Here is a 25,573-nt window from a genome sequence, read left to right on the forward strand (position 1 = left end):
GTCTCGTATTCAGTCTTGAATTCAGGTTTTCGGCAAAGTTACGCCAACTTGTCCCTGATATTTACCGCCACGGTCTTTATAGGATGTTTCGCAAACTTCATCACTTTCAAAGAACAACACCTGGGCACAACCTTCACCTGCATAAATCTTGGCTGGCAATGGCGTGGTATTAGAAAACTCTAAAGTCACATAACCTTCCCATTCAGGCTCAAACGGCGTGACATTGACGATGATGCCACAACGCGCATAAGTGGATTTACCCAGGCAAATTGTCAATACACTGCGCGGAATACGGAAATACTCCATCGTGCGTGCCAACGCAAATGAATTTGGAGGAATGATGCAAACATCGCCCTTGAAATCGACAAAAGATTTTTCATCGAAATTTTTGGGGTCGACAATAGTGCTGTTGATGTTCGTGAAAATCTTAAATTCATCGGCGCAGCGTATATCGTAACCATAAGAGGATGTACCATAGCTGACAATGCGATTGCCATCACGTTCACGCACCTGGCCAGGTTCAAACGGCTCTATCATGCCGGTTTGTTCTGCCATACGGCGTATCCACTTGTCTGACTTGATGCTCATATACTTCTCCTGCCAAATTGATATTGGCGCGATTTTACGCGAAAACAGCTATATCTAATATGGAATTAGCTCTTAAAAAGATAAACAAATTCGAAAAAAAACGCATCAATCCATCTATGCAGACTGGTTGCAGCACAGTTTTAAAGCAACTCTGGCAATTATCCAAAATCGGCCAAGGCTTGCCAGTGCTTTGAATCACCAAAATAAATTATTAACAAATATGTCATCGCATGTGCATGCAAGCTTTTGATTTTTCAGAAGAATTTCCTTATCATCGCGCAAAACCAGCAGCTTTCCGGTACAATTCCGCCAATGAACGCTCAGCCTAAAAATCTTTTCTCTTTTCCTCGTTTCCGACCAGAAGTTGGCGGGAAAAATACTGCACCTTTCCTCCCCATGTCACGCGCCGAAATGGATGCGCTGGGCTGGGATAGTTGCGACGTTATCCTCGTCACTGGCGATGCCTATATCGATCACCCCAGCTTTGGCATGGCCCTGATAGGCCGCTTGCTGGAACATCATGGTTTCCGCGTCGGCATCATCAGTCAGCCAGACTGGCAATCTGCCGATGCTTTCCGTGCACTGGGCAAGCCGAATCTGTATTTTGGCGTTACCGCCGGCAATATGGATTCCATGGTGAACCGCTACACTGCCGACCGCAAGATACGCTCAGAAGATGCCTATACGCCAGATGGTGACCGCACCAAGCGACCGGATCGCGCCCTGGTGGTGTATGCGCAACGTGCCCGTGAAGCTTATCCTGATGCCAATGTCGTCGCTGGCAGTATCGAAGCCAGTTTGCGCCGTATTGCCCATTATGATTATTGGTCTGACAAGGTAAGGCGCTCCGTCCTGCCTGACTCGAAAGCAGATATCCTGTTGTTTGGCAATGCCGAACGCGCCCTCATTGACCTGACGCACCGACTCGCTCAGGGCGAATCGATCAAGGACATCCGCGATTTGCGCGGCACTGCTTTCATGACACCAAAAGGCTGGCTGCCAGACGAAGAATGGACAGAAATCAACTCTGTCAAAATTGATACTCCGGGTAAGATAGAAGCGCATACCGATCCGTATGCTATGGTGCCAGAGAAAGAAGCCAAATGCTCCACGGGCGATGCGCCTGCAACTACTGCCGTCTCTGCGGAAGCCAAGCCCGAAGTGAAAGTCGAAACCAAGGCTGACGTCGTGCAACTGCAAGCCATACGCATCATGAGTCGTGAAGAGCGCCAGCTCATGCTGCGCAACAAACAGCACAAGTCCGTGATACGCCTGCCTTCCTTTGACGAAGTCAAGGAAGATGCGGTCCTGTACGCCCATGCCTCGCGCGTATTCCATCTGGAAGCCAATCCAGGCAATGCCAAGGCACTGGTGCAAGGCCACGGCGACCGTGATGTCTGGCTGAATCCGCCACCGTTGCCACTGGCTATGGATGAGATGGATGGCGTGTATGACCGCGCCTATGCACGTGCGCCCCACCCTGCTTATGGCAAGGCACGCATACCAGCCTGGGAAATGATACGTTTCTCGGTGAATATCATGCGTGGCTGCTTTGGCGGTTGTACTTTCTGCTCGATTACCGAGCATGAAGGTCGCATCATACAAAGCCGCTCCGAGCCATCGATTTTGCGCGAGATAGAAGAAATCCGCGACAAGGTCAAAGGCTTTACTGGCACCATCTCTGATCTGGGCGGCCCGACAGCGAATATGTATCGCCTGGCCTGCAAGGACAAGAAGATAGAAGAATCCTGCCGTCGCCTGTCCTGCGTGTACCCAAGCATCTGCTCCAATCTGGGCACCGACCACAGCAAGCTGATATCAATTTACCGCAAGGCGCGCGCCCTTCCCGGCATAAAGAAAGTGTTGGTCAGTTCCGGCCTGCGCTACGATCTGGCAGTACGCTCCCCTGAATATGTAAAAGAACTGGTCACCCATCACGTCGGCGGCTTGTTGAAGATCGCACCTGAACATACCGAAGCTGATACTTTGTCCAAGATGATGAAGCCCGGCATAGGCAGCTATGATGAGTTCAAAGCCATGTTTCAGAAGTATTCGAAAGAAGCTGGCAAGGAACAATACCTGATCCCTTACTTTATCGCGGCCCATCCTGGCTCTACCGATGAAGACATGGTGAACCTGGCTGTGTGGCTCAAGAAAAATGATTTCAAGCTGGATCAGGTACAAACCTTCATGCCTACTCCTATGGCGCTGGCAACCACCATGTACCACACACGCAAGAATCCACTCAAGAAAGTCACTGCGGATTCTGAAGTAGTGGAGACAGCACGTTCAGGCAAGATACGCAAGTTGCACAAGGCGCTGTTGCGCTATCACGCTCCAGAAAACTGGGAAATCATTCATGAAGCCCTGGTACGCATGGGCAGGCGTGACTTGATAGGTAGCGGACCACGACATCTGATCCCGCTGCGCCAGCCGCATATCCCTATCACCATAGATGAAAGTGGTGTTGCCAATGGCAAGCGCGTAGCTGCGCCCAAAATTGATACTTTTGGCAAAAAATCATATGCGCGCGCTGCAGCAAATGCCAAAACGACACCAGGCAAAACATCGGCCACCACACCAGCACGACCTGCCCTGACATACAAGTCAGCAAAGCCTAAAGCTGCCGCCAGCAAGACCGGCAGACGCTGATAAAGTAAGGGGAATCTGACAAAAGAATAAAAGCTGTGCTGGCCCGCACCGGTCAACACAGCTTTTTTTTGATCTGACTCTTTTCATGCTCTGCCACTGATGTAGAATCAAATCATCACTTGCCACCAAACTCAGGTCATCAACACTACAGGGAGGAAGTATGAAACACATGAAAACAGTATTAATACTTGAGCATACTGAAGAGGTTTTTGACAAGCTCACCTGTGATGTCTGTGGTGCGGAATCCAAGTGGGATGAGAACTGGGCAGCCAAAGAGCATGAAAAATCCATCACCACCCTTCAACTTGAAGAGGAAGAATCTTTCCCCCATGGTGGTCAGTCTACCCAGACGCAATACCATATCTGTCCATCCTGCTTCAAAACCCACCTGGCGAAGTGGATGGAAAGCCACAGGGAATCCAAGCCAACCATCACCAATTCGGTCTGGTAATACCATGCTTGACCTTGGTGCCTTATGAGTTGAGTACCGAACTAAACACTGTTTTAGCAAATGATCAATTAAACCCTGGCAAATTTGTCGGGGTTTTATCCGATTTGAGCATATCCTGGTGCCCAATTTACATTAAGCGCGCTGCAGCAAGGTATAATGCAAGGTTTGATTGCATTAGAAAAGTATACCTATCATGGAAGCTGAACGCCTCAATAGCCTGTCCGCCCTGCTCGCCGACCTGACAGTCCGCGAAGCCGAACTCCGGAGGTATCTTTGACTTCGATATCAAGTCAGAGAAACTCGAACAAGTCAACGCCGAGCTGGAAGACCCCGCCGTCTGGAATGATCCAAAACGCGCCCAGGAATTAGGCAAAGAAAAAAAATCCCTGGAAAATGTCGTCAACACGCTCGTCAAAGCGGATAGCGGCCTGCGCGATGCCAATGACCTGTTCGCCATGGCGCGCGAAGAAAACGACGACGACACCCTGGAAGCCATAGAAGTTGATGCACAGAGCCTGCGTGAGCTGGTTGAAGGCATGGAATTCCGCCGCATGTTCAACAACCCCATGGACCCGAATAACTGCTTTATCGATATCCAGGCTGGTGCTGGCGGTACAGAAGCGCAGGATTGGGCATCCATGCTGTTGCGTCAATATTTGCGTTATTGCGAGCGCAAGGGCTTCAAAGTCGAAATCATGGAACAGTCTGACGGTGACATCGCCGGCATCAAGACTGCCACCTTAAAGGTCGAAGGCGAATATGCCTATGGCTTCTTGCGCACGGAAACAGGCGTACACCGTCTGGTACGCAAGTCTCCATTCGATTCCAACAATGGTCGCCATACTTCTTTCTCCAGCCTGTTTGTCTACCCTGAGGTCGATGACTCGTTTGAGATCGACATCAATCCGGCGGACGTGCGTACCGATACTTACCGCGCCTCTGGTGCTGGTGGTCAGCATATTAATAAAACCGACTCTGCTGTTCGTTTGACACATGGCCCTTCCGGCATCGTCGTGCAATGTCAGAATGACCGCAGCCAGCACAGGAACCGCGCAGAAGCATGGGAAATGTTGAAGGCCAAGTTGTTTGAACTCGAGCTGCGCAAGCGTATGAGTGAAAAACAAAATCTGGAAGATTCCAAGACCGACGTAGGCTGGGGTCACCAGATCCGTTCTTATGTACTGGATCAATCCCGCATTAAGGATTTACGCACGAATTTTGAATCAGGCAACACCAAGGCAATTCTGGATGGTGACCTGGATGAATTCATCGCGGCATCCTTAAAGCAAGGCGTGTAATTATTTTGTGCAGTGCGCAGGCGACCGCCTGCGCAGCCTTAAAGAATCAAAACCCGCAGGCCATATGCCTGCCCTCCCTTAGGGAAAATTATGTCTGATATCAATAACACGACAGCAGGTGAATTGCCTGTTGATGAAAATTCCATTATTGCCGAACGCCGCGCCAAACTTGATGCTATACGCTCCAAAGGCGTAGCGTTTCCCAATGATTTTCGCCCACAGCACAAGGCAGCGGAACTGGCAGAGAAATACGGCGCAATGAGCCGCGAAGAACTGGAAGCACTGAATGTTGAAGTCAGTGTCGCTGGCCGCATGATGTTGAAACGTGAAGCTGGCAAAAAAGCAGCCTTCGCGACACTGCAAGATGCTTCAGGCATCAAGGCTGATGGCCGCATACAGTTGTATGTCACCACAGACAAAACCGGCGAAGCCGAAATGGAAGCCTTCCGTCACTATGACCTGGGCGACATCCTGGGCATAGAAGGCGTCCTGTTCAAAACAAAAACTGATGAATTGACAGTCAAGGTCACGACCTTGCGCATGCTGACCAAGTCCCTGCGCCCTTTGCCGGACAAATTCCACGGCCTCGCCAATCAGGAAACCAAATACCGCCAGCGCTATGTCGACCTCATCATGAGTGAAGACACACGCCGTACGTTCAAGGCACGTACCGCCGCCATGAACTCTATCCGCACATTCATGAACAGTAATGATTTCATGGAAGTGGAAACGCCAATGTTGCATGTCATACCTGGCGGTGCGGCAGCCAAGCCTTTCATCACCCACCACAATGCGCTGGACATGCAAATGTATCTGCGTATCGCGCCTGAGCTGTATCTGAAGCGTCTGGTCGTCGGTGGTTTTGACCGTGTGTTTGAAGTTAACCGCAACTTCCGCAATGAAGGTGTGTCACCACGCCACAATCCAGAATTCACGATGATGGAATTCTATGCAGCCTATGTCGATTACAAATGGCTCATGGACTTTACTGAACAAGTCATCCGCAAAGCCGCTGAAGATGCGCACGGCACAGCCGTACTGACTTACCAGGGTCGCGAACTGGATTTGAGCAAGCCTTTCCAGCGTCTGACTATCGTTGGTGCCATCAATAAATATGCACCGGGTTACACCGACGAACAACTGCATGATGCTGAGTTCATCAAAAAAGAACTGTTGAAGTTTGGCGTCAAACCTTTCGCTACAGCTGGTCTGGGTGCATTGCAACTGGCCTTGTTTGAGGAAACCGCAGAAGCACAATTGTGGGACCCGACCTATATCATCGATTATCCGGTCGAAGTTTCACCACTGGCGCGTGCCTCTGACACAGTTGCAGGCATCACCGAGCGTTTCGAGCTGTTCATGACAGGCCGTGAAATCGCCAATGGTTTCTCGGAATTGAATGACGCAGAAGACCAGGCAGCACGCTTCCAGGCACAGGTTGCGGCAAAAGATGCTGGCGATGAAGAAGCCATGTACTACGACGCAGACTACATCCGCGCCCTGGAATATGGCCTGCCACCGACTGGTGGTTGCGGCATAGGTATAGATCGTTTGATGATGTTGATTACTGACTCACCTAATATCCGTGACGTGATCCTGTTCCCGCATCTGCGCCGGGAAGATTAATAATTGACATAGTCAAGCATAAATAACGAAGGGACTGTAGAATTTGCAGTCCCTTTTGTTTTTTGCCATCTTCTGCCATTAAGTAAATTCTGCCATGCCATCAGTCCACCCGCTTAAAAAACTCCTGAATTATGCCAGGGCCTATAAAACAGATTTTCGCCTGGCGACCATTTATTCGATATTGAACAAATTCTTTGATGTCCTGCCAGAGGTCTTGATTGGTGTCGCAGTCGACATCGTCATCAATGGCGACAAGAGCTTTTTGGCCAAGCGGGTACTGGGTGGTTTTGGCATTACCGACACCTGGCACCAACTGATGTTCCTTGGTGCGGTGAATGCACTGATCTGGGCTGGTGAATCCTGGTTTGAATATCTGCTGTCGATCAAGTGGCGCAAACTGGCACAAAACCTGCAACATGATCTACGCCTCGATACTTACGACCATGTGCAAAAACTGGAGATGGCTTATTTTGAAAACCAGCGCACTGGTAATCTGATGTCCATCCTCAATGAAGACATCAACCAGATGGAGCGCTTCCTCAATGGCGGGGCAAACCAGATCATCCAGGTTATCTGCTCTTCCATCATGGTGAGTGCAGTATTTTTCGCCTTACAACCATCTCTGGCAGTTATCTCTTTGTTGCCAGTACCATTGATATTGATAGGTGCATTCTGGTTTCAAAAACGCCTGGCACCACGCTACTCTGAAGTACGTGAAGCGGCTGGCGATGTCAGTGCCCGCTTGAATAATAATCTGCTAGGCTTGGCAACCATCAAAGCCTTTGCGACGGAGACCTTTGAAAAAAATCATATCGCCGAGGCAAGCAATACTTATCGCGAGGCAAACAGCAATGCCATTGCCATCAGTGCTGCTATCACACCTGTCATACGCATGGCGATTCTGGCTGGCTTTACAGCAACCCTGGTCTACGGTGGCTGGCTGACTTTGCAGGGCGACCTGGCAGTTGGCGCATATTCTGTACTCGTGTACCTGACGCAACGCCTGCTGTGGCCTATGACAGGCCTGGCTGAAGTTGCAGACATGTACCAGCGTTCGATGTCCGCCATAGACCGTGCCATGGGCTTGCTGGATACCAAGATCAATATCCCTTACGAAGGCAAACATGTTGCACCTTCCCAGATCAAAGGTGAGCTGCAGTTTGATCAAGTGGATTTTGCTTACGATGACCAGAAAACCTTGCAGCAAATCAGCTTGCATATACCAGCCGGCAAGACTGTCGCTTTTGTCGGTTCCACCGGTTCAGGTAAATCGACGCTGGTGAAACTACTTTTGCGCTTCTACTCTGCACAAGCAGGAAAAATCACGTTGGACGGCACAGAAATCAATGACATCAACCTGCAAGATCTGCGCCGCTGCATAGGCTATGTCGCACAAGACAGTTTCCTGACCGATGGCACGATAGCCGACAATATCGCCTATGGCATGCAGGTTGCTGATGACGCAGCCATCCGGGATGCAGCGCAGGCAGCAGAAGCTATGGAATTCATTTCAAAACTACCGCTGGGTTTTGCCACACGCATAGGTGAGCGCGGGCAAAAACTGTCTGGTGGCCAGCGCCAGCGCCTGGCATTGGCAAGGGCAATTTTGAAAAATCCTCCTATACTGATATTAGACGAAGCCACCAGTGCCGTCGATAACGAGACTGAAGCAGCGATACAACGCAGTCTGGATGTCGTCAGCCGCAACCGCACCACCATCGTCATCGCCCATCGCTTATCCACGGTACGTCAGGCAGATTGCATACATTTGCTGGAAGCTGGCAAGATCATGGAGAGTGGCACGCATGACGAATTGCTGGCATTGGATGCAGGGTATGCGGCATTATGGCGTTTGCAAACCGGTGAACGTGCTCATGTATAACTTGAGTTAATTCAAAAATTGCAAAAATACTAAGCAATCCACTGCAATTTAACCTTGTTTTTCATCCTGGATTAAAACTCAGTGTTACTCTTATGGCAAGGAGAGTATAGAGCATGAAAAAATCACTGACGATAGGCGCAGCAGCAGTTTTGCTTACCTTGCTGGGGGTCACGTCCTACCAGGCTATCGCCTATGTCACGCAGGCACAGCCCGCAAGTGCAACTGCTGTCAACTTGCCCGTCAAACCCTTTGAGGTTGATCCCTCCTGGATCAAGGAAGGAAAGCCGAATTTTCGTGCCGCTGAATTTTTCAAATCCCATGATGGCGACACCAGTTCAGGCATTTTTGAGTGCGATGGCCCATCTACTTTTGAATGGCATTACCAGCTTGATGAAAGTATCTACGTTCTGGAAGGCGGCGTGGACATTGAATATGAAGGGAAAAAGTTTTCCCTGAAGCCGGGTGATACCGTACTCTTCCGTGCTGGCACCACCGCACTCTGGAATGTACCCAAAGGCATACGCAAGAGCTGGACCCTGCATGATGCTGGCAAACCCGCACGCGGGCTTGCCAGTTTACTCAAATAAAGCCAGCAATAAGCTGGCAATCGGTCAGGAAATTGCCTTCGCCAGTGCCAACGCACTAAGGAAGGCATTTTCCACCTTCCCTGCACCTTCAAGACCAGCAGCAAACCAGTCACCGCAGACACCTATTCCCTGCTTGCCATTCCATAAGAAATCAGAATCAACTGGCTTTACCGCCTCAGCGTAACGCCAGCGATGCACGACAGCATGGATGGGCTGTATCCATGAACCCGTAGCTTCGTGGAAGGCCTTGGTCAATTTTTCTTTTACCCTCTCATCGTCATCTTCCAGATGCTCAACACTCCATGCCTGGGTTGCGTGGCAAACCCAGCGTTCACCAGCTCTATGCAAAGGTTTGGCATCATCATGCGCTATCCAGCCAAGGCGGGAATTATTGATCCAGGCACCATCATATGGCAGGTCCAGTGAAGTCTGGAAGCCCAGCATCAAGGTCCAGCATGGCGCCAGGTGCGCCTGCTTTGCCTGCTTGGCAAGGGCAGGAGCCACACTTAGCAGGGGTTCTGCCTGATCGGCTGGAATAGCCAGTATCACTGCATCAAACGGCCCTGCAGTTGCCGCGATAGGTACGGTTGCTGATCTGATGGACAGCAACCATTGCTTGCCATGCACTTCGAGAGCACTGACCTGTTGCTCTGCACGCACATCCAGACCATGCGCCAGTTGCTTGCCCAGAGAACTCATACCGGGTACGGCAATATAACGCGTGCCGCTGCGCCCTGCCGGTTTACTGTTACCAGCTTCCAGCGTTGCCAGCTTGGCCGTCCAGGGAACAACCCAGCCAAATTTTTTCCAGTCTGCAATTTCTTTTTTAAAGCGGTCCGAGCTGGCGGTGAAGTATTGCGCCCCATGATCAAAACCACCTAACTCTGTGTGTCTGGTACTCATGCGGCCACTGACGCCCATGCTCTTTTCATACACAGTGACATGATGACCTTGCGCCTGCAACTGGCGCGCAACTGTCAAACCTGCTAATCCGGCACCAACAACAGCGATATGCATATTATTTTCCTTATCTAGCGTCCAAACAGACAATAAAAAACGCCCGCTATACAAGCTTGCGGGCGTCAATTGGTTTAGTGCATATTGATATCTACTTTAGGGACAGCGTTCTCACGACCATGCAGGCTGGCGCGGCGTGATGTGCAGTCAGGAATACTGCCTCTGGCCAGACGCAACACACTGCAAACCCTGGAATCCAGCTCACGTGACATGACCTCCATGCAACGGGTGCCGTACAAGTCTGGCTCTGCTGTGCAACTGTCTGGCTTCATTCGCTATCCTGAAATAGAGATCAACGTACTGTATTTAATCCATTACTTCAATCACCTCAGTCACAAGTGATGTCACTGGCGATCATTGCTCATTTTCTTCAACAGGCCAGTCACGGATATAGGCTTTCAACATCTTGTTTTCAAAGCTTTGCGCTTCGAGTACGGCCCTGGCTACGTCATAGAATGAGATCACGCCCAGCAAGGTTTTTGCATCCATGACAGGCAGGTAACGTGAATGCTTTTCCAGCATCATGCGGCGCACTTCATTGACTTCAGTCTCTGGTGTCACAGTCAGAGGGTGGTCGTCCATGTATTTGCGTACGGTGCCAGTACCCAGTGAGCCCTGGTTTTTATGAATTGCACGTATGACTTCGCGGAAAGTCAGTATGCCAACCAGATCGCCATATTCCATCACGACCAGAGAACCTATGTCTTTCTCTTCCATGACGCTGACAGCTTCGGTAATAGGGATATCAGGTGTGATCGTGAAAAGGATATTACCCTTCACTTGAAGTATCTCTGAAACTTTCATGATGCCCCTCCTCTATGCATTTATGTGAACCTTCATTGCAATGTATCGCAAGCCTTGCAAAAAATCCAGCATGTAAAATATTTTATTCTTGAATTCACGTGCATTTTGCCTGTCTTTTGCACCTTCGGTGTCAGCGATGGTAGCATTGCTGCCTCACAATATGGAGACTCTGACCAATGAGCGGCCCTAAATACCACGGCTTTGACACCTTGTCCCTGCATGCGGGCGCTGCGCCTGATCCAGCCACAGGCGCACGAGCGACCCCCATTTACCTGACATCCTCTTTTGTGTTCAAGGATTCAGATCATGCTGCCTCGCTCTTCAATATGGAAAGAGCGGGCCACGTATATTCACGCATCTCCAACCCCACCAATGCAGTACTGGAAGAAAGAATTGCAGCACTGGAAGGTGGTGTCGCTGGCATCGCAGTTGCCAGCGGGCAAGCTGCCATGCACCTGGGCCTGACAACGATAGCTGGTGCAGGTTCTCATGTGGTTGCGTCGCGCGCCTTATACGGTGGCTCGCAAAATTTGCTTGCCTATACGATGAAGCGTTTTGGCATAGAAACGACTTTTGTGGACCCGCGTGACCTGGATGCCTGGCGTGCCGCGATACGCCCTAATACCAAAGTTTTGTTTGCCGAAACCCTGGGTAACCCGGGTCTGGACGTACTGAACATCCCGGCAGTTGCAGAGATTGCGCATGAACATCATTTGCCACTGATGCTGGATTCGACCTTCACCACGCCTTACCTGCTCAAGCCATTTGATCATGGCGCTGACCTGGTGTTCCACTCCGCGACCAAGTTCTTGTGTGGCCACGGTACGGCCATAGGCGGCTTGCTGGTCGATGGCGGCACGTTTGACTGGCAGGCAGCCTATGAAAAGACCGGGCATTTTGCCGAGCTCTGTGAGCCTTATGACGGCTTCCACGGCATGGTATTCAGCGAAGAATCGACAGTCGCCGCATTTTCACTCAGGGCCAGACGTGAAGGCCTGCGCGACTTCGGTGCCTGCATGAGCCCGCACAATGCCTTCACCATCTTGCAAGGCATAGAAACCCTGGGCATGCGCATGGATAGACATGTGGCTAATACCCGCAAAGTCGTCGAATTTTTGGTTGCGCATCCTGCAGTCGATTCTGTCTCTTACCCTGAACTGGCAAATCACCCTGACTATGAACTCGCAAAAACCTTGTTACCCAAAGGTTGCGGTGCAGTATTTTCATTCAATATCAAGGGTAACCGCGCTGCCGGACAACGCTTTATTGAATCACTGAATATCTTCTCTCACCTGGCCAATGTCGGTGATGCCAAGTCGCTGGCCATCCATCCAGCCTCAACCACGCATTTCCGCGTACCAGCAGAACAATTGCTGGCATCCGGCATTACCGAGGGAACCATGCGTCTGTCGATAGGGCTTGAAAATGTCGAAGACCTGATCGAAGACCTGTCCCGTGGTCTCAAAGCTGCACAGAAAGGAGCCTGAGATGTTATTCGAAGTCAATGGCCATGCAGCCTATTGCTATACCGGTGGCAAGGCTTACAACCCTGCCCTGCCGACGCTGGTGTTCATCCATGGCGCACAAAACGATCACTCGGTCTGGGGTTTGCAGACCCGCTACCTGGCACATCACGGTTTTAATGTACTGGCAGTCGACTTGCCCGGTCATGGCCGCAGCAAAGGCCAGGCGCTGACCAGCGTAGAACAAATGGCAAACTGGCTGCTTACTTTGCTGGATGTAGCAGGCATAGCGCAAGCCACGCTGATAGGGCATAGTATGGGTTCCCTGATCGCGCTGGAGAGCTGCTTCAAAGCGAACTCACGTGTCAGCAAACTCATCATGGTTGGTACAGCCTACCCCATGAAAGTATCAGACACCTTGCTCAATGCCGCCCGCGATGAAGAGCAGGCCGCAATTGATATGGTAAATATCTGGTCGCATACCTCCATCGCGCACAAACCATCCTGTCCTGGGCCGGGCTTTTATGTCATGGGTGTCAGCCAGCGCCTGATGCAGCGTATTTCTGCCATCAATCCTGACAAGGTTTTTTATACTGATTTTGCTGCGTGCAATGCATATGCCAATGGCGAAGCAGCCGCACAATCAGTAACCTGCCCCAGCTTGTTCATACTCGGTAAAAAAGACATGATGACACCAGCAAAGGCCAGCCTGACCTTGAGCAAAGCCATCGCAAACAGCCAGCAAAAGATCATAGACAATTGTGGTCATTCTCTGATGTCAGAACAGGCCGATCAGGTTCTGACGGCAATTCACGATTTTGTGAAGGCATAAGCAGCGATGGCAATGAATCTGGAAAGCTGGGCCTTGTTTACCGCGACAGAAGCTGCCTTGTCGCTATCACCCGGCCCGGCAGTCATGATGGTGGTTGCCTATGGCATAGCCAGGGGTTGGCGCACCTCCCTGTTTGTTACGTTAGGTATATTGACGGGTAATGCTATTTACTTTGCAGTATCGGCAACAGGCATAGGTTCACTGATACTGGCTTCGCCACAAGTATTTGTGGCGATTAAATACCTGGGTGCGGCTTATCTGGTCTATCTTGGTTTGTCTGCCATCTTTGGCAAACCATCGCCATTGACCATATCCAAACTGGATGGCGTAGCACTTAGTGGCAGGAAAATATTCAGCAGCGCACTCATACTGCAATTGATGAATCCCAAAACCCTGTTGATGTTTGTGGCGATATTGCCGCAATTCATAGACCCCAGGGAACCGGTAGGTGTGCAGATGCTGATACTGGCAGCCTGCTCCATCATCCCTGAATTTTTTATTCTGTTGGGATATGGCATGCTGGCCAGCAAAGCCAGTCACTGGGCAACCCAGGAAAGGTATGCGGTGATCACAGAAAGAATAGCCGGCACCCTTGTGACAGGTGCTGGCATCATGGTTGCACTGGTTTAGAGGTTGTTGCGAAATTAACCTGGCGTTGTTGCGCCTCCAAAATGTAAAACCCGGTACTAAAGTACTGTCTGCGTCAGCAACGCATAGCCATCTTAATTTCGCAACAACCTCTTCGTTTTTAATTTCTATGCATGCACAGGCAGGCGCTGGTTCAGACTTGCCAGGTAATCTGCCCTGAAGCGGCGCAAGACATAGTCCTTGTAATTGTCATGCTTCAGGCTATCCCAGGCTTCTACCCTGCCTTTGCTGGATTTGTCCTTAGCCGCTGCAAGCACTTCTGGACTTAACTCCAGACTGGCATCCGTCATCATTTCATAACCATACAGTTGCATGAATTCTTTGGTCAGGCTTTCTATGACTTCGATTTCCTGCATGCTCAATTGCTGCTTGAATTTATCCTTGTTTGCCATGACAGGCGGGAAACGGTTGGTTGCCCATAAGGCTGACATTTGAGAAATTTGTTGTGCCTCGCTGGAATGGGTGACATCCAGCATCTCTGGTAAAAACTGTATGCCAAAGAAATCGCAAATCGCCCTTAGTACTGTTTCCTGGTTACTTAAAAAATCTTCATAACGTATGGTCAGCACTCTATCTGGGTGGAGTTTGACAATATCGCGCGACAGTTGATGAGCTTCCAGCCAGGCCATGGCATTCAAAGTCGAATCATAATCATGAATAATTGCCTTGTTCATCGACGCAACCTGCGCCCTCGGGTCCCTGACCACATTCAGGAACAGCATATTTGGGAAAAGCTGCAAAAGCTCCTCAGCATAATGCACGCTATCGAGTGATTTATCCATGACGATACTGGCATGATGGTGCTCACCAGTGCGTAATAACAATTCCCACAATATCCTGTGGACACTGCGTTGATCATTCTTGATAGACTCAAACACATCCACCGGATCAAATACCATGCCTTTCCATTTCACCATGCTGGCGGCCTGCAAACCGATGACATCAACGACGAGCCTGAAGTAAGATTCATCATCGTTCAAATCGCCATAGCGCGGCACCAGAGGCATGAAATCGACAATATGCAAGGGATAAGGCGAATAAAATTCCTTGCTGTTATTCAGGCGCAGACGCAGGGCATGGCTGCCGCAGCGGCGCAAGGGTATCATCAGGACGGGGGTCGGTCGCTTACTGTCAGTAGCCACTTTTTTTACACTTGTCACACTATCTGATTCTGCCATGATGCTCTCCCCGTGCTTGAAGGTACGAATCTGGAAGATCCAGCTTGCTATCCTGTCAGATCAGGACAGACTGAGCTGAGGTTTTTCCATTTTGTCGAAATAAGCTATAAAAGCTTGAATAAAACCATCTACATCTGATGCGGGTAAATTGTTGATGCCCCCTGCACCACGTCGCCCACCACCTGTAGCGAACGTTGCGCAAAATTGACTGGCCGGGCAATTATCTGCATCACCCGAGCGTATGCTGACAACATAACTGCCATCTGATTTTGCGGTCAGCACCGCGAAAGATTTTCCGCGCTGCTCTTGCGTCAATTGATTTGCCAGAATGCCTGAGACTCTTCTGGCCCATGCCTGTGCAGGCAAGATATAGATGGACGTTAATTCACTTTGCCTGTAAGCCCGCAAACCTTGCATGAATGCCATATCACTGGCATAGGCACTACGCAGCACTACAAATTGCGCAGCCCCATTCAAAAAATCAAAGGGGTCAACATACTCATGTACAGCCAGGTACAAAGCAGCAGGGTGAAAATGCAAATCATCCACTGATTCGCCATAAGCGTTGTAGTTGAGCAAAGTACCAAGCTCTTGCAACTGGTCGCGTTGCGATTCATTCATGCCAGCGTCGCTTGCCATCGCAGTTGCGACTGCCGGCAAGTTATCACCATAAGCCGCCACTACGGCCCACTTCCAATGCTGATGGTTCAGATGGCGATTGACCAGAATACTGCTGCATACATCGGCAGCCATGTCGCAATGCAAATGCAGATGTTCATGCTCAAAGGCCTGTGCTGCATTGTGATGATCGAAGTAAGTAATTTCTGCACCGGCATTAAGATGCTTGCGCAATGCTGCAATATTGCTGTCAAGTGAAACATCCAGAACTGTCACTCTGTCACCTGATTTGGTAGCGAAGCGACTCAGCAAATCAATATCCCGCTTGGCACCAGTGATCAGTTCTGCAGCACGGGGTTCAGCCAGTCTGAGTTGGTGCAAGGCGCAAATGCCATCGGCGTCACCATTAAACACATCATAGGCTTGCACTGAATAATTGATCTCGGCTGACATGAATTTTCCACTATTTATCGCTATTTGATATAGCATAATCCTATCAGGTGTTTGTAGAGTTTCTCTGCCGCTTCCTCTATGGTGTGTTGCTCAGAATTGATTTCAAGGTCAGGATCCAGCGGTGCTTCGTATGGAGCTGAAACGCCGGTAAATTCAGGTATTTCGCCTCTGCGGGCTTTGGCATACAGGCCTTTGGGATCGCGCCTTTCGCAGACAACTCCTGGTGTGCTGACATGTACTTCGACAAAACGCTCTTGCCCTATGATTTCTTTCGCCATTGCCCTGTCATCGCGAAACGGTGAAATAAACGCAGTGATGGCAATAATCCCTGCCTCATTCATGAGATGCGCGACCTCAGCGGCCCTGCGTATGTTTTCGCGTCTGTCATGGGCAGAAAACCCCAGGTCGCTATTCAAATGATGTCTCAGGTTATCGCCATCGACAACAAAACAACAATGACCACGTTCCAGCAATATTTTTTCCAAAGCATAGGCCAAGGTGGATTTTCCTGCTCCACTCAAGCCGGTCAGCCACAAAGTAGCCGGGCTTTGGCGCATCAAGCGTTCACGTGCATTGGAATTGACAACACCGTAATGCCATTTGATATCCACTCCACTAGTGTGGGGGCTTTGCACAAAACGGCCAAATTGCGTTCTGCGCTCTACCCTGACCGTCGTCTGCTCAACTTCAGGCTTGCTTTCCAATATGCTCGTATTCGCTTGCATATGTTGCTCCTGGTACTGTTACTGCCTCTGGTTTTACTACGGTGTCCAACTTGATTCAGTTCATTAAAACTCTTCCCAATCAGCATTGCCTGGTTGAGGATTACTGTTCGCATTCGCCACACGCTTAATCTGTTTCACAGCACTTTTATTTTTATCCTGCGGTGCGGCTTTCTTTATGAGTGGGACAATTTTCTTATCAGCCATGACAGGCTCGCGCCAAGCAGGCTGAGCATTTTTCTCAGTCGCCAGTTGGAAGGTGCTGACCAGTTCAGACAAGTCATCCGCCTGATTTTGCAAAGCCGTAGCGGCAGCAGCAGCTTCTTCCACCAAGGCAGCATTTTGCTGGGTGACGTCATCCATCTGCACGATGGCTTCATTGATTTGTTCTATCCCTACAGTTTGCTCCTGGCTTGCCAGCATGATCTCACTCATGATGCCGGTAACACGCTTGATGCTGACCACAATTTCATCCATGGTCAGCCCAGCCTGATCGACCAATTTGGCCCCGATATCAACTTTTGTGACCGAGTCATCAATCAGATGCTTGATTTCACGCGCAGCCTCGGCAGAGCGCTGAGCCAGATTCCTGACCTCGGTGGCAACCACAGCAAAACCGCGACCTTGCTCACCAGCACGGGCAGCCTCTACAGCGGCGTTCAAGGCAAGAATATTGGTTTGAAAAGCAATGCCATCGATAACACCGATAATGTCAACAATCTTGCGGGAAGAAGTATTGATGGAACCCATGGTCTGAACAACTTCAGAAACCACAGTACCGCCCTTGACAGCAACGTCAGAGGCAGATTGCGCCAGGAGATTGGCCTGCCTGGCACTGTCGGCATTTTGTTTGACGGTCGAGGTCAGCTCTTCCATTGAGGATGCCGTTTCCTCCAGAGACCCAGCCTGTGCCTCGGTACGGGAAGATAAATCCATATTGCCTGAAGCAATTTGCCTGGACGCGGTAGCGATCGTATCAGTACCTGAACGCACCATACCAACAATGTCTGCCAATCCTTTTTGCATTTCATGCATGGCATGCATGAGACTATGTGTGTCCTTATCAGCAAGGTTGATGGGTACAGACAAATCGCCCGCAGCAATTCTTTCGGCTATTTGCACTGCATGGCGTGGCTCGCCACCCAATTGTTTCAGCAAACTCCTGACGATGAGCCATGCTGCCAGCATGCCAACCAGCAAGGCCGCAACACCAAACATGTACATGAGTTTTTTCGCGTCGGTATAATCTTGCTGTGCCTGAGCGATGGCCTCAGAATTTTGTTTTTCTTCATCAGAAATAAATTCATTCAGCAAGTCCCACCATTTCTTTTGTATGGGACGAAATTCGAAGCGCAACAATTTATAGGCTTCATCACCTTGCTTATTGACGCCCAGCTCTGCGCCTTTAGTGATAAAAGGTTCTGATAATTTTGCCTGATCCCTGATCTTACCCAGCAAGGCAATTTGCTCTGGCGTGGCATTTGGGTCCGCTCTCAGCATCTGCGTGAGTTTATCTTCAGCCTCAGCATATTTCTTATTTTGTGCGGCTATCCTTTTCACTTCTATCTGAATTTCTGCTTCGTCTGACAATAAAATGAGATTGCGCAAAGCCAGCGCCCGTTCGGTCACGGTCAGATACATGGTTGATGCCAGTTTGGACTGTACATTATTGACGTTGGCGATTTCTTCGAGACGCTGATGCATCTTCGCCATGTAAGTTGTTCCCAGCAACAGGACAACCAGCAACAAACTCAAAACCAAGCCAAAGCCAGTAATAAGGCGGGTGGAGACTTTCGAATTCTCGATGTTCATGATTCCCCCAAAAACGTTGTCAGCGGCAAAAATGTTTGACTTGGTTTGAATGCTCAGGGCTTGCATAAGTTTGTTCGACAAACTCATATTGCCACACGAATTTTAATGCCACAAGGAAATTATTAAAAATTGTGTCTTTAAATAAAGCTTTTAACTTCAAACACTTATGCCATTAAATATAACTATCGCAAGACCATGCTTAGTAGCAAAAATCATATATAGTTATTTCTTAAAGATATATCAACATGCATAATAGTAGATATTTTTACAATGTCAATATTGCAATTTACCATTATTTACGCTGCCGCAATGGACAATTTGATAAATCATTTGAAGATTTAGAAAAATACTCACATCAAGTTGATACTTGTCCTAACATATCTGTACAAAGCTATTGAGCGATACGGAAGCGAGAGGGAGACAAAAATGGCGGAAAAATATACTGATTTTTCAGCGTTTTATGCTTTTTACCTGACTGAACACAGTAATAAAACTTGCAGACAATTGCACTTTCTTGGAAGCAGCCTGGTGATTTTGAGTATCGCCACCTTTATCGTTACCGGCCATGCTGGATATTTACTGGCAGCCCCCATCTGCGGCTATGGCTTTGCCTGGATAGGTCATTTTGTTTTCGAAAAGAACCGCCCGGCCTCGTTCAAACAACCGTTATTCTCTTTCATGGGGGACTGGGTCATGTACTGGCAATTACTGAGTGGAAAAATCAGTTTCTCCCAGCAAGACAATGCGCGTAAAGCTTGAAGTAAAAATGCCGCCCTGCCACATATGCAGAACGGCATTTAATATTGACAGAACCCCAGCAAAATTATCCCTTAACGCAATTGAGGCTGCTTTGCCGTAGCCCATTCAATCAGGTGAAATGATAGGCCATGCTGACATGGGGAATGCCAGCCTCTTCAAAAATTTCACCATCACGGGCAAAACCTTCCTTGAGATAAAAATTTTCTGCGGACTGTTGCGCGTTCAAACGCACCGCTGGCTCCCCTCTTGCCTGCGCCTCCACCATCAAAGCCCGCAGAATCTTTGCACCTACACCCAAGCCACGTGCCGTTGCCAGCACAGCCATGCGACCAATATGTGCATCAGGTAAAAGGCGGCCCGTTCCCACTGCCTTGTCATTTTCATCGTAAGCAACTGCATGCACACATTGCACATCAGCAGCATCCCACTCTAATTCAGCAGGGATTTTTTGTTCAATGACGAAGACTTCATAGCGTATCGCCTGGGCATCTTTTTGCAGAGTAGCCCAGTCAGCAATAACCAGGCGGAGGTTTTCAGTATTCATGTTCGGGTATCGGCAGGCGCTTGCGTTTCAAAGGATGAAATTATCGCACGCCATGCATCTGTGACGGCAACTGCCTTGCGTTTTTCTGTATCGGCATAGACATACACCAGCTCACCGGATATCAAATGGTTTTCACCAAGATAAATTTCGAGGATGAACTGCAAAGAAGATCTACCGATACTGGCGCAACGCACGCCTATATCCAGTTCATCATCAAACCTGGCAGGTGCCATGTATTCAATGGTGGATTTACGGGCAAACAACTCCTTGCCCTCGGCTGCCTGGGCAATTACATTCGGCAAGCCAGTAGCACGCCAGTATTCGGTAAAGGCTACATCAAAATAATTGAGGTAATTGCCATTGAAGACGATGGCCTGCATATCAACTTCTGACCAGCGCACCCGCAAGCGGTGAAAGAAAGCAAAATCTGCTTTGGCCATAATCCCTAACTCTGCAAAAATTGACGGATAAGACGGTTAACACGTTCGGGCTGTTCATGGATAACCCAATGTGAACCCTCTGTAATGCGCTGTATCTGAATGTCATCAACAAAATTCTCAATACCATCCAGCAAGGTCTTAGGCAAGGCCTTGTCGTTTTCACCCCAGATGACGCGGGTAGGTACTTTCACCTGGAAGTCAGCCGGGTTCAGATTCAACTGCAAAGGCCCCGGATTTTTGTCCGTCGGCGGATGCAGTGGCGAAGCGCGGTAATAATTGACACCACCAGCCAAACCACGCGCCCAACACGCATGATAAGCAGCCTGAGTCACTGCATCAAACCAGCTTGCTTCACCCTGCCCCATGCCATTGAAGAAGCCATCCATGAGGGCAAAATCATCTTTGGCGAGTGCCTCTTCAGAACCAGGATTGCGCAGCCAGTTCATATATTCACTGGAAGTTCTTTGCGCAGGATCGGTCGCCAATGCCTGCATGAATAGATAGGGATGCGGTGAGTTGATGATGATCAGCTTTTCAAACAAGGCAGGCAGGGCAATCGCCATATTCCAGCATACCGCACCACCCCAATCATGCGCGACGACTGTGGCTTGCTGATAACCGAGATGGGCAATCAGCAAACGTAAGTCATCGACGATATGCCTGGCCTTATAGGCAGCAACATCAGACGGCATGTCTGACAGATTGAAACCCCGCAAATCCGGTGCCACGGCAAAATAATCCTGTCCAAACTCAGCTAGTTGAGCCGACCATTCGTACCAGAATTCTGGAAAGCCATGCACGAACAAGATCAATGGCTTGCCCCGCTCGCCCGCACTGGCAAAATGCAGGCGGGTTCCATTGTCCAACGTGGCAAACTGATTGCTTAGTATCTCTGCTGTCATCAATGCTTCTCCCTGATGCTTGAAAGTGGTAATCAGGCCTTGAGCTTGGCTCTGAGCATGTCACGGATATGCGGCGCTGCCTTGTAAGGATCACCAGGATTGCGTTGGAGGACGATGTCTTCCATGCGTTCCTGCACATTACCCAAAGCGCCAGGATGAGAAAAGATGTAGAACTGCTCATCAGCAATTGCCTTGAAAGTGTTTTCAGCCACTTCTTCAGCGGTCACCTTGCCAGAATTAACAGCCTTGTCTGACATGGCCTGAGCGGCTCTTTGGCTGGCGGTTGGCGCAGAACCTTGCACATCTTCAGGGCGGTTTCTATGCGATTGTGAAATGCCGGTAGGTACGAAATAAGGGCACAGTACAGAGGCGCCTATCGGTGCCTCAACCAGTTTTAAATCCTGATACAAAGATTCTGACAGAGAAACTACTGCATGCTTGGAGACGTTATACACACCCATGGTCGGCGCATTGAGCAAACCCGCCATGGATGCCGTGTTGACGATATGCCCTTCAAATTGTGGGTCTTTCTTTGCGCATTCCAGCATCAGGTTGGTGAAGATGCGCACACCATGAATGACACCCCAGAGATTGACGCCTATGACCCAATCCCAGTCAGCCTGGGTGTTTTCCCAGATCAAACCACCGGAACCGACACCAGCATTATTGAATACCAGATGGACAGCACCAAATTTTTCCATGGTGGCGTCAGCCAGGGCCTGCACCTCTTCTGCATGGCGTACATCGCAACGCATGGCCAGCACTTGTGCTCCTTGTGCTTCCAGCTCGGCCCTGGTTTTATCCAGGGCGTCTTGCTGCACATCAGCCAGCACCAGCTTCATGCCCAGGCGTGCACCAATAATCGCAAATTCACGGCCAAACCCGCTGGCACCACCGGTGATTACGGCTACTCTGTCTTTGAATACTTTCATGTTGTCTCCTGTATGTAATTTATTAAACTTGTTTATTCTGATTCAGTTATTTCGCGCGTTTCATCTGGAACCCTACACGTGGGAAATGCACAACCACAGTTCCAGCCCGTTCATCTGCACGACGCACGGCCAATTCATTTTCGCTGGCAATCACCAGTTCCCCCACGACAGGGTCCAGCGCATAGTCAGTCGGCATGATGGCAACCTGCTCGCCCAGCGCTATGCCATGACTGTCAACGAAGTTACGACCATTCGTATCAAAACCCTGGGCATTTTTGGCGATGTCCAATGCTTCTGCACTGCTCAGCGCTTCAGACTGGTGATGCCCGAAAGCGGCTACCTGCTCCATCCATTTCAAGAGTTTTGGATACGCGTCGAAAACAGGATTGATCGCTGGCGCCAGTCGTATCAGCCACAAAGCCTGATACACAGAGAAATCAGCAATGCTGGCGTGCGTACCCAGCAGAAACGGCGCATCGCCAATGAGCATATTTTCCAGGCGACTTAAGTATTCTAAAAGTTGCCCTTTGGCTTCGCCCATACTGGTGCGTGGCATATTGCCACGCATGGTGGCACGGTCTGCGCTGAAGGTCTGCAATTCTTCAGCACTGATATTACCGAATATGGAAGGAATGGCTGCTGGCTGAAATGCATAGGGGATTGCTGTCCAGAACAGCGTAGTATCCGCCCATTGCGCCAGGTTGCGTGCAAGGCCGTTGATGGCAGCCGGGTATAGAGCAGGTGCAGGCGATCTTTTTTCAAGCACCTCGGCAATCAGGGATGTATCACAATAAATATCTGCGCCGATTTGCAGTATCGGCGTACGTCGGTAGCCACCTGTCAATGCCGTCACATCCGGCTTGGGCATGATGATGGGTACCGTTACAGACTTCCAGCTCAATTGCTTAAATCCAAAAATCAGGCGGATTTTTTCTGAAAATGGAGAAACTGCAAAATTATGGAAGATAAGATCGGACATGGTTGCTCTGCGCTCCTTTGGTTTAGACAATGACTAGATCAGCTTCACCAACTGCTTGCCGAAGTTCTTGCCTTTCAGCAGGCCAATGAATGCTTCTGGTGCAGCAGCAATGCCTTCAGCAACAGATTCGCGGAACTTCAGTTTACCGGTCGCAACCAGGCCACCCAGTTCTTTCAAACCTTGCGGCCACAAATCCATGTGCTCAGAGACGATGAAGCCACGCATGGTCAAACGCATGGTCAGGAATACGCGGGCATTTTTGATGCTCAACTGCTCACCGTTATAACCGGCAATCAAACCGCACAGGGCGATACGGCCAAAGGCATTCATGCGTGCCAGGCTGGCGTCAAAGATTTCACCACCAACGTTTTCAAACACGGCATCAATACCATCCGGCGTCGCTGCGGCCAAGTCAGCTTCCAGATTGCCTGCCTTGTAGTCTATGCATGCATCAAAGCCCAATTCATTGACCACATAAGCACATTTATCTGCACCACCGGCTATACCAACCACGCGGCAACCCAGTTGCTTGCCCAGTTGACCAACTACACTGCCCACTGCACCGCTGGCAGCAGATACCACGATAGTTTCGCCTGCCTTGGGTTGCATGATCTGGGTCAGGCCATACCAGGCTGTCAGACCGGGCATACCGACTGAGCCCAGGTAGGCAGATAAAGGAATATGCGTCGTATCGACTTTACGCAACAACAAGCCATCAGACACGCCCATTTCTGACCAGCCCAGCATGCCTATGACTTTGTCACCCACATTGAATTTGGCATTCTTGCTAGCGACCACCTCACCCACGGTGCCGCCTATCATGGTTTCACCTATGACTTGCGGCGCGGCATAGCTCTTGACGTCTTCCATACGGCCACGCATGTATGGGTCAAGCGACATATAGTGATTACGCACCAGTAGTTCGCCATCCTTGAGTTCTGGCACAGGCAGGGATTCAAGGCGGAAATTTTCTGGCACAACCTGCCCTTTGGGGCGGGAGGCCAGTACGATACGCTGATAAGAAAGTTGAGAATTAGTAGTCATGATTTGCTCATTTCATCAAGTGATTTGCCAAAGCCTGGAAGGCGCGGTAAGTGACAGGGTCAGTCGCGCCATTGGCAGCAATGGGATGGGAAGAAAATTTAACGATGACCATTTCAGCCACCGGGTCGATGTAAATACGTTGTCCGTGTATGCCACGGGCTTCAAATGTCTGGTGGCTGTTATGCCCTACCCACCACATATTGCGGTAGGAATAACCGGGCAAGGTGGCATAACCTGCCTTGGAAAATTTGGCCGGGTCAGCGCCCTTGCGTATATCTTCTACTGCAGCGGCAGGAATGATTTGCTGGCCATTAAATTTGCCATTCAGGCGCATCATTTCGCCAAAGCGTGCCATGTCGCGCAGTGTCAGGTTCAGGCCACCCCCGCCTTGCTCTGTGCCTACACTATCCACAGAAAAATAGGCATCATTTTCGGTACCCAGTTTTTGCCAGATACGTTCAGACAAGAGATCGGACAGATTTTGTCCAGTTGCCCGCTTGACTATCCAGGCCAGCACTTCCGCATTCACGGTCTTGTAGGCAAAGGCTTCATCATGCTTGCCTTCTTTTTTCAATTTCACCAGGAAATCATAAAAAGTTTTAGGCCCGTCATAAGTTGGTGCTGTCGGCAGCAGGCCGCCTGACCTGGCGTAGTCCCAGACTTCAGCTTTAGGATCAGCGTAATTTTCAGAATACTGGACACCTATGGTCATATCCATGACTTGGCGCACAGTGGCATCACCATAAGCGGTGTCTTTAAGTTCGGGAATGTATTGCGTAACAGGCGTACTGGGATCGAGCTTACCTTCCGCAGCCAAAGTCGCTGCCAGCGTACCGACAAAGGATTTGGTAACCGACATGGCGATATGCGGCAAGTAAGTTTTAGTAATACCAAGGTAGCGCTCGTAAACGATCTTACCCTTGTGCAGCACCAATATGCTGTCGGTATAAGTGCGGGCCTGCATATCGGCCCAGCCAATCTCGCTGCCCTTTTCATCTGCAAACCGCAGTTTATCGAGATCACGCAAAGCTACAGGTAAAACTGAAACAGGACCAGCGCCATGCCAGACATTGCTAGTCGGCCCCAGTTCACGCCCATGCGAAAACGACCAGCGGGTGCGAGGGAACTGATAATTGCTGCCGTTGCCAAACTTGATGAGCTTGTCAGGCGCAGGCGGGAAACCTTGCATCCAACCCATTTTTTGTGGATCACTTGCCTCTGCGTCAGGCAAGGCAGTTTGTGCCAAAGACGTGCTCATAAATGGTCCACAAATTAAAGCTGAAAAAAGTACTGCAAAATGAAAGGCGAAGCGGCTCTGCTGCATATTGGTCTCCATTTATTT

General features: G+C 49.8%; 25 protein-coding genes. 10 read left to right on the plus strand and 15 right to left on the minus strand.

The genetic code is table 11. The annotated features are described in order from the left end of the window. Nucleotides 1-21: 21 nt before the first annotated feature. Nucleotides 22-588 carry a dCTP deaminase gene (gene dcd / locus AC07OI_RS03980; protein ID WP_186945400.1) on the minus strand — a complete coding sequence of 189 codons (567 nt, stop codon included), beginning with the start codon at nt 586-588 and terminating at the stop codon, nt 22-24. Between the two features lie 396 nt (nt 589-984). Between dcd and AC07OI_RS03985 the strand changes: the two genes are divergently transcribed. From AC07OI_RS03985 to AC07OI_RS04010, 6 genes are all read left to right on the plus strand, one after another. Beyond that, the gene (locus AC07OI_RS03985; RefSeq protein ID WP_495256367.1) at nt 985-3,240 is read left to right on the plus strand and encodes a YgiQ family radical SAM protein; all 2,256 of its coding nucleotides are present in this window, start codon (nt 985-987) and stop codon (nt 3,238-3,240) included. A gap of 169 nt (nt 3,241-3,409) precedes the next feature. Then, entirely contained in the window at nt 3,410-3,691 is a 282-nt protein-coding gene (locus tag AC07OI_RS03990) for a hypothetical protein (protein ID WP_492703051.1), read from the plus strand. A 193-nt stretch (nt 3,692-3,884) separates the two neighbouring features. Next, a protein-coding gene (prfB, locus tag AC07OI_RS03995; RefSeq protein ID WP_186951525.1) for a peptide chain release factor 2 occupies nt 3,885-4,989 on the plus strand; the annotation gives its coding sequence in 2 pieces (ribosomal slippage) (nt 3,885-3,965 and nt 3,967-4,989; 1,104 coding nt in all). A 90-nt stretch (nt 4,990-5,079) separates the two neighbouring features. Further along, complete coding sequence (lysS, locus tag AC07OI_RS04000) at nt 5,080-6,615, plus strand: lysine--tRNA ligase (RefSeq protein ID WP_495256368.1); 1,536 nt, start codon at nt 5,080-5,082, stop codon at nt 6,613-6,615. Between the two features lie 94 nt (nt 6,616-6,709). Next, nucleotides 6,710-8,497 (plus strand): ABC transporter ATP-binding protein, encoded by a 1,788-nt coding sequence (locus AC07OI_RS04005; protein WP_495256369.1) that lies wholly within the window; start codon nt 6,710-6,712, stop codon nt 8,495-8,497. Between the two features lie 113 nt (nt 8,498-8,610). Then, entirely contained in the window at nt 8,611-9,084 is a 474-nt protein-coding gene (locus AC07OI_RS04010) for a cupin domain-containing protein (protein WP_495256370.1), read from the plus strand. A gap of 24 nt (nt 9,085-9,108) precedes the next feature. Here AC07OI_RS04010 and AC07OI_RS04015 read toward each other — a convergent pair whose 3' ends face one another. The 3 genes from AC07OI_RS04015 to AC07OI_RS04025 all read right to left on the minus strand — a co-directional run bounded on the left by AC07OI_RS04015 (nt 9,109) and on the right by AC07OI_RS04025 (nt 10,905). Next, entirely contained in the window at nt 9,109-10,101 is a 993-nt protein-coding gene (locus AC07OI_RS04015; RefSeq protein WP_495256371.1) for an NAD(P)/FAD-dependent oxidoreductase, read from the minus strand. Between the two features lie 74 nt (nt 10,102-10,175). After that, nucleotides 10,176-10,373 (minus strand): hypothetical protein, encoded by a 198-nt coding sequence (locus AC07OI_RS04020; protein ID WP_495256372.1) that lies wholly within the window; start codon nt 10,371-10,373, stop codon nt 10,176-10,178. An 82-nt stretch (nt 10,374-10,455) separates the two neighbouring features. Continuing rightward, nucleotides 10,456-10,905, minus strand: a complete 450-nt coding sequence (locus AC07OI_RS04025) for a CBS domain-containing protein (protein WP_110253649.1) — start codon at nt 10,903-10,905, stop codon at nt 10,456-10,458. A 176-nt stretch (nt 10,906-11,081) separates the two neighbouring features. Here AC07OI_RS04025 and AC07OI_RS04030 point away from each other — a divergent pair, with 176 nt between their 5' ends. The 3 genes from AC07OI_RS04030 to AC07OI_RS04040 are packed head-to-tail and all read left to right on the plus strand — an operon-like array spanning nt 11,082 to nt 13,830. Next, the gene (locus tag AC07OI_RS04030) at nt 11,082-12,392 is read left to right on the plus strand and encodes an O-acetylhomoserine aminocarboxypropyltransferase (RefSeq protein ID WP_492703043.1); all 1,311 of its coding nucleotides are present in this window, start codon (nt 11,082-11,084) and stop codon (nt 12,390-12,392) included. A 1-nt stretch (nt 12,393) separates the two neighbouring features. Further along, a complete protein-coding gene (locus AC07OI_RS04035; RefSeq protein WP_492703041.1) occupies nt 12,394-13,200 on the plus strand; it encodes an alpha/beta fold hydrolase in 807 nt (268 codons plus the stop codon). Between the two features lie 12 nt (nt 13,201-13,212). Next, nucleotides 13,213-13,830 (plus strand): LysE family translocator, encoded by a 618-nt coding sequence (locus tag AC07OI_RS04040; RefSeq protein WP_495256373.1) that lies wholly within the window; start codon nt 13,213-13,215, stop codon nt 13,828-13,830. 125 nt (nt 13,831-13,955) lie between these two features. On the opposite strand, the gene AC07OI_RS04045 is transcribed toward AC07OI_RS04040, so the two are convergent. The 4 genes from AC07OI_RS04045 to AC07OI_RS04060 all read right to left on the minus strand — a co-directional run bounded on the left by AC07OI_RS04045 (nt 13,956) and on the right by AC07OI_RS04060 (nt 18,631). Then, nucleotides 13,956-15,026 carry a sulfotransferase family protein gene (locus AC07OI_RS04045; protein ID WP_492703038.1) on the minus strand — a complete coding sequence of 357 codons (1,071 nt, stop codon included), beginning with the start codon at nt 15,024-15,026 and terminating at the stop codon, nt 13,956-13,958. Between the two features lie 60 nt (nt 15,027-15,086). Further along, entirely contained in the window at nt 15,087-16,097 is a 1,011-nt protein-coding gene (locus AC07OI_RS04050) for a hypothetical protein (protein ID WP_495256374.1), read from the minus strand. 20 nt (nt 16,098-16,117) lie between these two features. Continuing rightward, nucleotides 16,118-16,822: an adenylyl-sulfate kinase gene (gene cysC / locus AC07OI_RS04055; RefSeq protein ID WP_492703035.1), complete on the minus strand. Its 705-nt coding sequence runs from the start codon at nt 16,820-16,822 to the stop codon at nt 16,118-16,120. A 63-nt stretch (nt 16,823-16,885) separates the two neighbouring features. After that, the gene (locus tag AC07OI_RS04060; RefSeq protein WP_495256375.1) at nt 16,886-18,631 is read right to left on the minus strand and encodes a methyl-accepting chemotaxis protein; all 1,746 of its coding nucleotides are present in this window, start codon (nt 18,629-18,631) and stop codon (nt 16,886-16,888) included. Nucleotides 18,632-19,057: 426 nt separating this feature from the next. On the opposite strand from AC07OI_RS04060, the gene AC07OI_RS04065 reads away from it, so the two are divergent. After that, nucleotides 19,058-19,390, plus strand: coding sequence for an Mpo1-like protein (locus AC07OI_RS04065; RefSeq protein ID WP_495256376.1), 333 nt, complete (start codon nt 19,058-19,060; stop codon nt 19,388-19,390). A 109-nt stretch (nt 19,391-19,499) separates the two neighbouring features. Here the strand turns inward: AC07OI_RS04065 and AC07OI_RS04070 are convergent, their stop codons facing one another. Genes AC07OI_RS04070 through AC07OI_RS04100 form a run of 7 tightly spaced genes read right to left on the minus strand, consistent with a single transcriptional unit; the run spans nt 19,500 to nt 25,489 of the window. After that, nucleotides 19,500-19,934, minus strand: a complete 435-nt coding sequence (locus tag AC07OI_RS04070) for a GNAT family N-acetyltransferase (RefSeq protein ID WP_495256377.1) — start codon at nt 19,932-19,934, stop codon at nt 19,500-19,502. Next, nucleotides 19,931-20,374, minus strand: a complete 444-nt coding sequence (locus AC07OI_RS04075; RefSeq protein ID WP_492703030.1) for an acyl-CoA thioesterase — start codon at nt 20,372-20,374, stop codon at nt 19,931-19,933. The genes AC07OI_RS04070 and AC07OI_RS04075 overlap by 4 nt, the downstream gene beginning before the upstream one ends. Nucleotides 20,375-20,379: 5 nt before the next feature. Further along, nucleotides 20,380-21,276 carry an alpha/beta fold hydrolase gene (locus tag AC07OI_RS04080; RefSeq protein WP_495256378.1) on the minus strand — a complete coding sequence of 299 codons (897 nt, stop codon included), beginning with the start codon at nt 21,274-21,276 and terminating at the stop codon, nt 20,380-20,382. Nucleotides 21,277-21,308: 32 nt separating this feature from the next. Continuing rightward, nucleotides 21,309-22,208, minus strand: a complete 900-nt coding sequence (locus AC07OI_RS04085; protein ID WP_495256379.1) for an SDR family oxidoreductase — start codon at nt 22,206-22,208, stop codon at nt 21,309-21,311. A gap of 46 nt (nt 22,209-22,254) precedes the next feature. Further along, nucleotides 22,255-23,187 (minus strand): glutathione S-transferase family protein, encoded by a 933-nt coding sequence (locus tag AC07OI_RS04090; protein WP_495256380.1) that lies wholly within the window; start codon nt 23,185-23,187, stop codon nt 22,255-22,257. Nucleotides 23,188-23,220: 33 nt separating this feature from the next. After that, entirely contained in the window at nt 23,221-24,231 is a 1,011-nt protein-coding gene (locus tag AC07OI_RS04095; protein WP_495256381.1) for an NADP-dependent oxidoreductase, read from the minus strand. Between the two features lie 7 nt (nt 24,232-24,238). Further along, on the minus strand, nt 24,239-25,489 hold the full coding sequence (locus AC07OI_RS04100; protein WP_495256382.1) for a serine hydrolase domain-containing protein: 1,251 nt from the start codon (nt 25,487-25,489) through the stop codon (nt 24,239-24,241). Between the last annotated feature and the right edge of the window lie 84 nt (nt 25,490-25,573).

Source organism: Undibacterium sp. GW821-FHT07F11 (genome assembly GCF_059418665.1).